Raw genomic sequence first — 11,045 nt, forward strand, 5'->3', positions numbered from 1 at the left:
CTGCCGCATCTTGTGACCGATGCGACCGTCGAGGCGCTCGCCCGTCAATATCTCTGGCTCGGCCTGCCATCGCTCATTCTGGCTGCCGTGCATTTTCCACTGCGTTTCATCTGGGAAGGCTTGGGGCGGGTTCGGTTGACCGTTCTGACAAGCCTGATCATGTTTCTGGTCAATATTCCGCTGGACGTGTTTCTTGTATTGGGCATTGGCCCCTACGATGGTCTGGGGGGCGCAGGATGTGGACTGGCAACGACAGTTTCTCTGTTGCTGGGGGTGCTGTTTTCAATCTGGCTGGTGCGCCGGGACCGGCACCTGAAAATGCTGCTGGCGCCCGGACGGATACAAGGTCGGCAGTTTCGGCAGTTGCTGGCCGTCGGCTCACCGGCGGCCACCGCCCTGCTGCTGGAAGTCTCTCTGTTCATGCTGCTGGCGCTGCTGGTTGCCCCCATGGGTGTGCAGCCCCTCAGTGCGCATCAGATTGCCCTCAACGTCACCTCCGTCCTGTATGTGGTGCCATTCAGTCTGGCACTGGCTGTCTCCATTGAGACAGGCAGGCTTCGTGCCGAGGCGGATGCGGTTCAACTTCGTCAATTTGCTCTGCGCATGCTGAGTCTGGCAGCGTTGACCGGCGCAGGATTGAGTGTTGTGACATGGTTGCTGCATGACCGGGTGCCGACATTGTTCACGACGGACGAGCGCATCCGTTCACTGGCCGCCTCGCTGCTGCTCTATGCGGTGGCCTATCAGGTGGGGGATGCGCTGCAGATGACCGCCGCGGGCATTCTGCGGGCATTCGGACGCACGCGAAGCGTACTGGCCGCTACGCTCGTGGCTTACTGGGGGATTGGACTGGGAGGCGGCAGCTGGCTGGCCTGGTATCAGGAATGGGGTGTCAGGGGCTACTGGCTCGCGCTGGCGGTCGGGCTGACCACAGCAGGCGTGGTGCTGACACTTTACCTGTCCTCCTCGTCGTTCTGGCGGAAAAACAGATAGAGGCCATAGACCACCAGCCCGACCACCACCACGACAGTCAGTGTCATGCCCAATGTCATCAGAGACGCCTTGAGAACATGTTCCCCGGTAATGGAATACATCTTCGATTTCCGTCCCTTTATAATGAGCAAAACATTGTAAACGGCCCATGTTGTCACCACAGAGCGATTTTGAACGGGAGCGCCAGCGCATTCTGGCGGAGATTGAATCCCGCGCCCGCAGCAAGGGGGGGGAGCTGACGCTGCAGGACTGGCTCAAGGCCGCTGAAGAAGTCATGCCTGACGCGGATGCCGTCGGAAAACCCCTCAGTGAGGAGAATGACGATGTGGTGCTGGATCTGCGTCATGCCGGACAGAGCCGGCGCGGCGGCAAGCAGCAAAGCGCCTCCCGGCCGCAACAGTCTTCTTCCTCACAGTCCGACACTTCCCACCTCACATCTTCCACAGGAGACGCGCCGACCATGAACGGTTCCAGCGGTACTGATCGTCGCACGCTCATCTACACATCACTCATTGGCGTAACCCTCATGGCGTTGACACTGGGTGCCGGTGGTCTGGCATGGCTTGACCTGAAACGGCAGGTGGAGGCTGTCACAGCGGTCAACACGCAGCTCAGGCAGCAGGTGGCTGATCTGAAAATGAAGGTGGACACCCTGGAAAAGCAGATGGCGACGGGCGGGGACAGTGCCCGTTTCGACGCGCTGGTCGAGCGGGTGGCCCGTCTGGAGCAGAACGGGGGAGTGGCGGCCGCCCCCGTGTCATCTCCCTCAAGTGATCAGGTGCGTGAGCAGGTTCAAGCCGAGCTCAACAATGCCAATGTCATCACCGAGGCGGTGCTGGACGCCAAACTGGCACAGCTCAGTCAGCGCATCGAGCAGGTGATCGACAAGCGTTTCACCGCCATTCTGACCCAGATCAAGAGCTTGAGAACCCTTGAAACCCAGAGAACGGGTGAAACGGTGGCGCCGCCTGATCAGAAAAAGGTTCCTGAAGAGGACCGGGAAAAGCCGGAGAAGTCTGAGGGCATTCCCGCACCCGTTCCACCCAAGACGCCTGATGTGAAGCTGAAGGCCGCAGCACCGGGAGAACTGACGGCAAGCGAGCAGTGGCTGCGTGCGCAACCCGGCGGCGCATGGCTGCTGCAGCTGGCCAGCGTTCTGGATCGGGGCAGCCTGGTCAAGCTGCGTCAGCGCAAGAAGCTGAATGACGCACGCATCGTGCGTCAGCAGCGCATCGGCCGCACCTTCTATGTGCTGGTGCAGGGCATCTACCCGGATCGTGAAACAGCCCAGTCGGCCGCTGACGAGATCCGCAAGCGCACCGGCATCAACCCATGGGTGCGCCGCGTGCGCGCGTTGCAGAAGAGCCTGCCGACGGCTGAATGAGGCGTCAGTCGCTTTGCGCGAGCGGCAGGCGCAACTGAAAGACCACTTCGTCACCCTGTTGCAGGGCGCGGATTTGACCGTGATGAAACTCCGTTATCAGTCGGGCCACATAGAGCCCCAGTCCAAGATGCGGCGCATCACCTCCCTTGCTTGCGGGACGCACGCTGGTCATGCCGCTGAAAAGCTGCTCAGGTGCCAGAGCGTCGGGCAGGCGGCCCTTGTTGACAACCTCGATGACAAGCGCCTGCTGTTCCTTGCGGGCACGCAATGTCACTGTGCCGTCTTCCGAAAAATCAAAGGCGTTGTCGATCAGTTTGTCGAGCGCCTGTTCCAGTAAAAAGCCATCGCCCGTTATCAATGCTTCCTTGGCCTCGATTTGCAGTTTCAGGCGATCTCCATGTTGCTCCCGCAGGGCTTCTCCATAGGCGCGCAGCATGGGGATGGCGTCATAGCTTTCCCTTTCGGCACGGGTCAGTGCCTGTTCGATGCTGCCAGCCTCGCTGAGGGCGTCAAGAATATGTTGCAGCTGGGCCACGCCATGCTGTGCCTGCTGCAGATAGGGATCCAGTCGGCCAGTCTGGGCCACACGCTGCAGGCTCAGGTGCAGCCGGTTTAGCGGATTGTGAATCTCATGACGCAGTGTGCGCGGCAGATTGCGCAGAAAGCGTTCATAGTTGCGCAGTTCGGACAGCAGAACGTAAATCTGGTGGCGCAGTTGATCCGCCTCATCCCACAACCAGCGGGTTTTGCGGGTGTCCTGAAAGTCCGCAAGCTGACTGCGGCGACGGTCGAAGGCCTGGAGCACATCCTTCTCCAGCCGGGTGATGCGTCCGGAAAGGGAGAGGGCATACAGAGCGATGATGATCATCAACGTCAGCATGACCACCGTCGCAATGCCGATGATGCGGTAGAAATTGCGCAGTCTGGGGCCGAACAGGGTTTCGACCCGCTGTTCCAGCACGATGGCGCCGATCTGACGTCCATTGACCACCAGCGGTGTGGCGGACATGAGCGACAGGGGCTGACCGGATGCGTCAAAGCGGAAGCGTTGCGCCGTGCCACCGCTGAGCGCCTGGCGCAGCAACGAGCGTTCCGGCTGGGGGTCGATGGGAATCAGATAGGGCAGAGAGGAGGGGAACAGGCTGTGAATCAGCCGTATAGTGGTGCGTCCTATCTCCGCGAACAAGCTGTCGTAGCGCACCATGTCGCTGCCCATGGGCAGGTGGCCGATGACATAGGTGGTCTGACCCCGGTCATTGACGATCCACAGGGCGGAGCGGGTCAGATCCAGATGCTGAAGCGGCTGATGGGCATGACTGCCGGCGAAGATCTGCCGGGACCACAGGTCCGGCCGGTTGGCCAGAATGAGCGCCAGGTTCTGCACCGTCTGCGACTGCTGGATGATCTGCTGTTCCAGCAGCTGGCGGTTGAATTCCAGCGCCAGCCGGTAGAAGAGCACCGGCATCAGCAGCAGAATGAGCAGCAGCACCAGCACACGGCGCCGGATCGACAGCAGCATCAGCGGGCGGTCTCGTCCTTGGCGCGCCAGCTGTAGCCGCGACCGTATTCGTTCTGAATGAGATTGAAATCCGGATCCACCTTGCGGAAGGCATTGCGGATGCGGCAGATGTGGGTATTGATGGTGTTGCGCTCCACTACACCCTGAGTGGCTTCCTTGAGCTGGTCATAGGTGACCACATGGTTGCGCCCCGCCTGGGCGAACTGGCGCAGCATCTCGAATTCCGTCGCCGTCAGATGCACCGGCTTGCCATGCCAGCTGACCTGCATGTCGGCCGGATCCATCTCCAGACCCTCAATGCGCGAGTCAAGAGCAGACTGTCGTGTAAGCTTGAGCAGATTGTTGATTTTTGCAATCAGAATGTTGATGTTTATGGGTTTGGGAAGATAGTCCACCGCGCCGATCTCATGGCCTGTGATGATGTCATACTCATCCTGCCGTTCGGACAGGAAGATGATCGGTGCGCGGAAGCCGGCCTGCTGCAGGTGCCGGGCCAGATCGAAGCCGCCGTCCCGTTCGCCGGCCAGCATGATGTCGGAGACCAGCACGTCCACAGGTTCTGCCAGCAGATGCTTTTCCGCCTCCGGACGATCATTGAAGGTCTGCACGGCGAAACCGGCTTCCTGCAGGCTTTCGGCCAGCAGCTGCCGCTGGGCCGGGTCGTCTTCCACCAGTGCGATCAGCGCCTTGGCGTCACTCATCGGCTGCTCCTCGTCGTGGTTTTGAAGTAGTTGAGCCGCTTGCGTTCGGACGAGGCGGGGATACCCATGGCCTCGCGATACTTGGCGATGGTGCGCCGGGCCACATGGATGCCCTGTTCCTCCAGCAGAGCGGCGATTCTGCTGTCACTGAGCGGCTTTTTCGGATCCTCCTGCTCGATCAGCTCACGGATGTGTGACTTGATGGCTACGGCGGACTGATCTTCCTCGCCATACTGGACGATGGCGGTGCTGAAAAAGTATTTCAGCTCAAAGGTGCCCCGCGGCGTCTGAATGTATTTCTGACTGGTGGCACGGGAGATGGTGGACTCGTGCAGATCCAGCGCCTCGGCCACATCCCGCAATACAAGCGGCTGCATGGCCTTTTCGCCTTCCTCAAAGAAGCGCTTCTGGCGTTCGACGATGAAGCGTCCCACACGCAACAGGGTCTCACCACGGTGGTGCAGGCTCTTGATGAGATTGCGGGCCTCGGCCAGCTTTTCCCTGAGCTGTTCACTCTGTTTCGGATCCTCCACCTGCTGGGCCAGCTGAATGTATTCGGCATTGAGGCGCAGGCGCGGATAGGCTTCCGGATTGAGCTCCAGCATCAGCTCCTCGCCGACCCGACGCAGGATCAGATCGGGGATGACATAGTCCCGCTCAACCGGGGCATACTGTCGGCCGGGGCGGGGATCGAAACGCTGAATGTAGTGGATCAGTTCGTGCAGCTGCGGCTCCTTGAGGCGATAGCGCCGCTGTATGCGCTTGTACTGGTGATTGGCCAGAAGATCGAAGTGATTGCTGATCAGGTCCTCCGCCTGTTCATGCAGGGCGCTGTCCTCAGGCAGTGGCTTGGCCGCCCTGAGTTGCAACAGCAAGCATTCCTGCAGATCCCGCGCACCCACGCCGGTGGGATCAAACTGCTGAACGGTATCCAAGACCCGCTGTACATCCGCCTCCGTCACCGGCTCGCCGGCATGTTCGCTCACCGCGTCGCGAATCTGGGCGAGGCTGTCCTGCAGATAACCGTCATCATCAATGGAATCGACGATATATTCTGCGATCAGCTGATCCAGCGGATTGTCCCAATGGAGGGTTTCCACCTGCCACAGGAGGTGATCATGCAGTGTTTCCAGTTCAGCGGTGTAGTTCTCGGCAGCGGTGAAGTCCTCGTCCGAAACACGCCCGTGAGCGGTAATCGGCCCCCCATCATCCTGATAGATGTCCTCCCAGCTGGTATCCGATTCCAACTCGTCAGACAGGGCGGCCGGATCCTCTGGCAGGGTCTCCGACACCGTTTCGGCAATCTCGTCAGTGTCGGGCTGCTGTGGCGCGTCTTCCTCGTTGGAAGTCTCCGGCGCAAGGGCCTCCAGCAGACCATCCTCGTCCTGTTCCAGCTCAAGAAAAATGTTTTCTTCAAGCGTCTGCTCGACCAGTTGCTGAACCTCGAGAACGGACTGCTGCAGCACCTTGATCGACTGCTGCAGCTGAGGCGTCAGCTTGAGCTGCTGGGACTGGGTCAGATTGACCTGCATGCCCGGAAACAAGGCCATGGTGTTCCGTTCCTCCTGAAGAGTGTTTCTATATAATAGCCAAGAATCGCCTGAGAAATGCCCACTGAGGAGGAAAATCATGAGCATGAAGGAAGAATTGGCACAGATTTTGAGCGAGCTGCCGGATGAGGCGGACTGGGAAGATCTGCTCAGGGAACTCTACCGCTGGAAGAAAATCACAGTGGGCATGAATGAAGAAGAGCTGGCCATGGAGGCGCCGTTGCCGGAAAGCGAGATCAACGCCATCATGGGGCGCGTCATTTCAGCCAGCAATCTGCCGGACGACATGCGCAACACGCGTAAATACAATCCGGGCAACTACGTGACACTGGGCATGGCCTCAGGCGTCGTTGCGGTGCTGTTCGCCATGGTGTTTCCGCCGCTGTCCTGGCTGGCAGCCATCATCGCGGGCATTGCCGGGGTGGTCGGCGTCGTGCACAAGGAAGAAAAGGCGTGGGTGCCGATCCTGCTGGCACTGGTGTCCCTGATTCCCATGCTGTTCATAGCGGGATCCAACAGCTGAGAAAAGCACCAGGCACGCCTTTGAAAAACGCCCGGCAACGCCGGGCGTTTCTTTTATAGGTCTGAACAGGCAACAAGGTATATGTCCGTCAGGGTGGCCTTCGTCAGCCCCTGCATCATTCTTCGCATAATTTGTATTATGTTAAATTATGTGTCTGGGTCAGTGTTGCAGCACACCCCCCACTACGCAGTTTGAGGCCTTCTTCGAGCCTTTTGAGGCTCAAACGGCAGGAAAAAGCCGGTCAGCCAAAGTGCGGCCAGAGCCGCAGCCTGCAAAATTAGGGGAGACCCCGTTCGATTACGCCGTTTCAACGTCGGCGGCGACGGACCTGTTTTGTGCGGCTGGCACTGGCCGCCGAATGTCGATGGTCAGGCCGCGGCTCTTCCGGCAACCCTACGCTGCGCAGCAGCGCGTTGACCTGCTTCCAGGTCAGTGCACGGGTCTTGCCCCTTGGCAGATCCCTTGGCAGACGGATGTCGCCATAGCGTACACGGATCAGGCGGCTGACGGTATAGCCCAGCTTCTCGAACAGCCGACGCACTTCCCGATAGCGCCCTTCCTTTATGACCACGTGATACCAGTGGTTGCGTCCTTCCTGCTCGCCCGGAACGGGGCGCACCCTTTCAAATCGCGCCGGCCCATCTTCCAGTTGCAGCCCCCGCTTAAGCTGGCTGATATCCTCTTCGGTCAGTTCGCCGAGGATGCGCACGGCATATTCCCGTTCCACTTCATGACGCGGGTGCATGAGGCGGTTGGCCAGCTCGCCATTGTTGGTCACAAGCAGCAAGCCGCTGGTGTTGAGGTCCAGTCGCCCGACGCTCACCCAGCGGCCGTGATGCCGTCTGGGCAACTGCTCGAAAATGGTCGGCCGTCCCTGTTCATCCTTGCGGGTGCACACGCGCCCTTCGGGCTTGTGATAGATGAGCACCTCGGTAAAGCCCACATCCGGTTTGGGGCGTTTGAGGCGACGGCCATCGATGCTGATTTCATCCTCCGGTCGCACGCGCTGGCCCAGGTGGGCCACATGGCCGTTGACGCGCACCCGCCCCGCATCAATCAGGCGCTCCGCTTCACGACGTGAGGCAAAGCCGGTCTCGGCGATGGCCTTCTGCAGCTTTTCCGTTTCAGTTCTGTTGTTCATTCTGCAATTCCAGTTGTGTCTGTCGCACGATTTCGTCCAGTTTCAGCTGCAGCGCCTGCTCACTTTCGACCCCAAGGTCGATCAACAGCTGTCGTGTGATGCGCCACAAGGCTGGCTTGCCCGGCACGTCCTTGTGTCCGGTGATGCGTATCCAGCCATAGTTCTGCAGCGCCTGCATCACCCCGCTGGCTACCGAGACGCCGCGGATCTGTTCGATTTCCGCACGGGTCACCGGCTGGCGGTGGGCGATGATGGCCAGCGTCTCCAGCTGGGCACGGGAAAGTTTCGGCGCCTTGCGGGCGTGCAGCTGCCTGACCCGGGGCACATATTGATCCGCCACGCGGATGCGCCAGCCTTCGGCGCTTCTGTCCAGCGCAAGACCCAGCGGTACCAGACGATCCGGCAACTGTTCCAGTGCCTGCTGCAGTGCGAGCGTGTCCAGTTCACTGGCCGCTTTCAGCTGTGACAGATTCAGCGGCGCTTCGGCGCTGAACAGCAATGCGGCAACACATGCGATGGCGTCTTCGTCACGGACGTTATCAGACATGTCAGGCCACCCGCTTCAGTTCAATGGGCGCAAACAGGTCGGGCTGATGAAGTTCGATCACGCCCTGTCGCAGCAGTTCGAGCAGTGCCAGAAAGGTCACCGCCACGCCCATGCGCCCTTCCTGCGGTCGAAGCAATTGCTCAAAGGCGATGTGCCGGCCGGGTCGGTCCAGCCGGGCCAGCACCTCCGAAAGCTTGTCCTCAAGCTCAATGGGCGCCTGCACCACTTCATGGGCCTGCTGCCAGCCCTGTCGCAGCAGAATCTCGCCCAGCGCCTGAAAAAGTGCTTCCATTTCCAGCGGTGGCCTGTCCGCCACAAACGCGTCATCCCAGAGCTGCACCGGCCAGATCTCCTCTGCCGCATGCCGGCACTGCTGTTCCAGCCACTGGGCCGCCTGCCGGTAGCCTTCATACGCCAGCAGCCGCTGCATCAGTGCCGCGCGCGGATCCTCTTCCTCCTCCTGCTCCAGCTCGCCCAGATCGGGCCTCGGCAGCAGCATGCGTGATTTGATCTCCGCCAGCCAGGCCGCCATGAACAGGTATTCCGACACCAGTTCTATGTCCAGTGCCCGCATCAGTTCGATATAACGGTCATATTGCCGGGCGATCTCGGCGATGGGCAGATCGCGGATATCGAAGCGGTTGCGCCGGATGAGCCACAGCAGCAGATCCAGCGGCCCCTCGAACTGCTGGAGCAGCACTTTCAGCGCATCCGGCGGAATATAGAGGTCCGCAGGCGCCTCAACCGTCTGATCTCCAAGGCGGGCAATGGTTGTCTCACTCATGTCATCAGCCCGAGAATCTGCTGCAGCAGGCCACGGAGCACATTGAAGATGGGCAGAATGATCGGGTTGAGCAATCCGGTGAAGATCAGACCCAGCAGAATGAAAAAACCATAGGGTTCAAGGCGATAATAGCTGTTCCTGATAGAAGGTGACAGAAAGGCGGCCACAATGCGCGATCCATCCAGCGGCGGAATCGGAATCAGGTTCAGGGCTGCCAGAATCAGGTTGATCTGAATGCCAGCGATTCCGGAATAGAGCAGAAACCAGCCGATTTCCGGCATGGTGGGGCTGAGACGTTGCCCCAGCAGCGCCAGCATGCCCCAGCCCACCGCCATGAGGAAGTTGGCCGTCGGGCCGGCAATGGCCACCTTGGCCATGTCCCGGTAAGGATCCTTGAAATAGCGCTGATCCACCGGTACCGGCCGGGCCCAGCCGAAGATGATGCCACCCAGCACCAGCGTGATCAGTGGCACCACCACAGTGCCGATCGGGTCGATGTGCACCAGCGGGTTGAGCGTCAGCCGCCCACTGGCCTTTGCGGTGGGGTCACCCAGCTTCCAGGCCACCCATCCGTGGGCGACCTCGTGCAGGATGATCGCCAGCAGCACCGGCAATGTCCAGACGGCGATCTTCTGCGCCAGCGTCAGTTCCATCATCATTGCGGCACGGCCCCCTGCCCCTCACGCACCACCACCGGTTCGTCTTCGGTCAGGTCGATGACGGTGGTGGGTTCATGGCCGCTGTAGCCGCCATCCACGATCAGGTCCAGCGCATGGCCGATCTCGTCCTTGATGCTCCAGGCATCGGTCATGACCATCTCCTCGCCCGGCAGAATGAGCGAGACGCTCATGAGCGGATCCGGCAGCTGCTCCAGCAACGCCTGCGCAATGGCGTTGGGTGACACGCGCAGACCGATGGTCTTGCGCTTGGGGTTCTGCAATCGCCGTGGCACCTCGCGGGTGGCCGGCAGAATGAAGGTGTAGGGCCCTGGGATCAGACTGCGAATGTAGCGGAACTGGCTGTTGCCTACCCGGGCGTAATCGCCCAAGTTCTTCAGATCCCGGCACATGAGCGTGAAGTCATGATCCGGCGGCAGGCGGCGGATGGCGCGGATGCGGTCCGCCCCCTGCTTGTTGTCCAGCAGGCAGCCGAGGGCGTAGCCGGATTCTGTCGGATAGGCGATCACCCCACCCTGCTCCAGCACCTTGACCACCTCGCCGATGCGGTGGGGCTGCGGGTGGTCCGGATGTATTTCAATGATTCTGCTCATGGCGCGTCCTGAAAATAGGGCTCAAGTTGCGGCGCCTCCCAGATGGGACGCACGCCGTCCGGCAGAGATTTTAACCGCCCCAGCTGGCGCCAGGGCCAGTCCGGGTGATGAAAGTCCGACCCCATGGAGGCGAACAGATCGAACTGCCGTGCCCGTTCCGCGGCGGATTGGTCGGCGGGCGAGCCGTGGGCGCCGGTGATCACCTCGATTCCTTCTCCGCCGGCGTCCCGGAACGCTGCCAGCAGGCGGCGCATCTTGCTGGGGGTCATGCGATAGACACCGGGATGGGCCAGCACGGCGATGCCCCCAGCGGCCCGGATGGCCGCCACGCCCACCTCCAGCGACAGCCATTCGGCCCTGACATGGCCCTTGCGTCCCCGCTTGAGATAGTGGTCGAACGCCTGCTGATGGGTGCGCACCCAGCCGCGTTCGATCAGCACCTGTGCGATGTGCCCGCGTCCTATGCTGTGAGTGTCGATGGAGCGCCAGTCGATCTCCAGCCCGATCTTTGCAAGCTTGCCGCAGATGGCCTCGGCACGGGCCTCGCGCAGCGTGCGTGTCGCCTTGAGAAACCGTTTCAGCGCCTCCGACTCCGTATTCAGGCCCAGACCGACCACATGCAGTGTCTGGCCC

The 11,045-nt window shown here is 60.8% G+C and carries 13 protein-coding genes; 3 read left to right on the plus strand and 10 right to left on the minus strand.

The window, feature by feature from the left end; translation table 11 throughout:
- Positions 1-993, plus strand: a 993-nt coding sequence (locus F8K16_RS06405; protein WP_294948393.1) for an MATE family efflux transporter, incomplete at its 5' end; no start/stop codon positions are given.
- Here the strand turns inward: F8K16_RS06405 and F8K16_RS06410 are convergent.
- Positions 954-1,094 (minus strand): hypothetical protein, encoded by a 141-nt coding sequence (locus F8K16_RS06410; RefSeq protein WP_294948395.1) that lies wholly within the window; start codon positions 1,092-1,094, stop codon positions 954-956. The genes F8K16_RS06405 and F8K16_RS06410 overlap by 40 nt on opposite strands.
- 47 nt (positions 1,095-1,141) lie before the next feature.
- On the opposite strand from F8K16_RS06410, the gene F8K16_RS06415 reads away from it, so the two are divergent.
- Positions 1,142-2,377: an SPOR domain-containing protein gene (locus F8K16_RS06415; protein ID WP_294948397.1), complete on the plus strand. Its 1,236-nt coding sequence runs from the start codon at positions 1,142-1,144 to the stop codon at positions 2,375-2,377.
- 4 nt (positions 2,378-2,381) lie between these two features.
- Here F8K16_RS06415 and F8K16_RS06420 read toward each other — a convergent pair whose 3' ends face one another.
- The 3 genes from F8K16_RS06420 to F8K16_RS06430 are packed head-to-tail and all read right to left on the minus strand — an operon-like array spanning position 2,382 to position 6,147.
- On the minus strand, positions 2,382-3,896 hold the full coding sequence (locus F8K16_RS06420; protein ID WP_294948399.1) for an ATP-binding protein: 1,515 nt from the start codon (positions 3,894-3,896) through the stop codon (positions 2,382-2,384).
- Positions 3,896-4,597, minus strand: a complete 702-nt coding sequence (locus F8K16_RS06425; protein ID WP_294948401.1) for a response regulator transcription factor — start codon at positions 4,595-4,597, stop codon at positions 3,896-3,898. Before F8K16_RS06425 ends, F8K16_RS06420 begins: the two co-directional genes overlap by 1 nt.
- The gene (locus F8K16_RS06430) at positions 4,594-6,147 is read right to left on the minus strand and encodes an RNA polymerase factor sigma-54 (protein WP_294948403.1); all 1,554 of its coding nucleotides are present in this window, start codon (positions 6,145-6,147) and stop codon (positions 4,594-4,596) included. The genes F8K16_RS06425 and F8K16_RS06430 overlap by 4 nt, the downstream gene beginning before the upstream one ends.
- Positions 6,148-6,226: 79 nt before the next feature.
- On the opposite strand from F8K16_RS06430, the gene F8K16_RS06435 reads away from it, so the two are divergent.
- Entirely contained in the window at positions 6,227-6,670 is a 444-nt protein-coding gene (locus F8K16_RS06435) for a hypothetical protein (RefSeq protein ID WP_294948405.1), read from the plus strand.
- A gap of 307 nt (positions 6,671-6,977) precedes the next feature.
- On the opposite strand, the gene rluB is transcribed toward F8K16_RS06435, so the two are convergent.
- The 6 genes from rluB to F8K16_RS06465 form a co-directional block, all read right to left on the minus strand.
- A complete protein-coding gene (gene rluB / locus F8K16_RS06440) occupies positions 6,978-7,811 on the minus strand; it encodes a 23S rRNA pseudouridine(2605) synthase RluB (protein ID WP_294948407.1) in 834 nt (277 codons plus the stop codon).
- Positions 7,795-8,358 (minus strand): SMC-Scp complex subunit ScpB, encoded by a 564-nt coding sequence (locus F8K16_RS06445; RefSeq protein WP_294948409.1) that lies wholly within the window; start codon positions 8,356-8,358, stop codon positions 7,795-7,797. The genes rluB and F8K16_RS06445 overlap by 17 nt, the downstream gene beginning before the upstream one ends.
- 1 nt (position 8,359) lies before the next feature.
- Positions 8,360-9,142: a segregation/condensation protein A gene (locus F8K16_RS06450; RefSeq protein ID WP_294948411.1), complete on the minus strand. Its 783-nt coding sequence runs from the start codon at positions 9,140-9,142 to the stop codon at positions 8,360-8,362.
- Positions 9,139-9,801 carry a site-2 protease family protein gene (locus tag F8K16_RS06455; RefSeq protein ID WP_367122825.1) on the minus strand — a complete coding sequence of 221 codons (663 nt, stop codon included), beginning with the start codon at positions 9,799-9,801 and terminating at the stop codon, positions 9,139-9,141. The genes F8K16_RS06450 and F8K16_RS06455 overlap by 4 nt, the downstream gene beginning before the upstream one ends.
- The gene (locus tag F8K16_RS06460; protein ID WP_294948413.1) at positions 9,798-10,412 is read right to left on the minus strand and encodes an L-threonylcarbamoyladenylate synthase; all 615 of its coding nucleotides are present in this window, start codon (positions 10,410-10,412) and stop codon (positions 9,798-9,800) included. Before F8K16_RS06460 ends, F8K16_RS06455 begins: the two co-directional genes overlap by 4 nt.
- On the minus strand, positions 10,409-11,045 hold a 637-nt coding region (locus F8K16_RS06465), incomplete at its 5' end, for a PHP domain-containing protein (RefSeq protein WP_294948415.1). The genes F8K16_RS06460 and F8K16_RS06465, both read right to left, overlap by 4 nt.

It is taken from the genome of Sulfurivirga sp., assembly GCF_015490265.1.
Classification (GTDB): Bacteria; Pseudomonadota; Gammaproteobacteria; order Thiomicrospirales; family Thiomicrospiraceae; genus Sulfurivirga.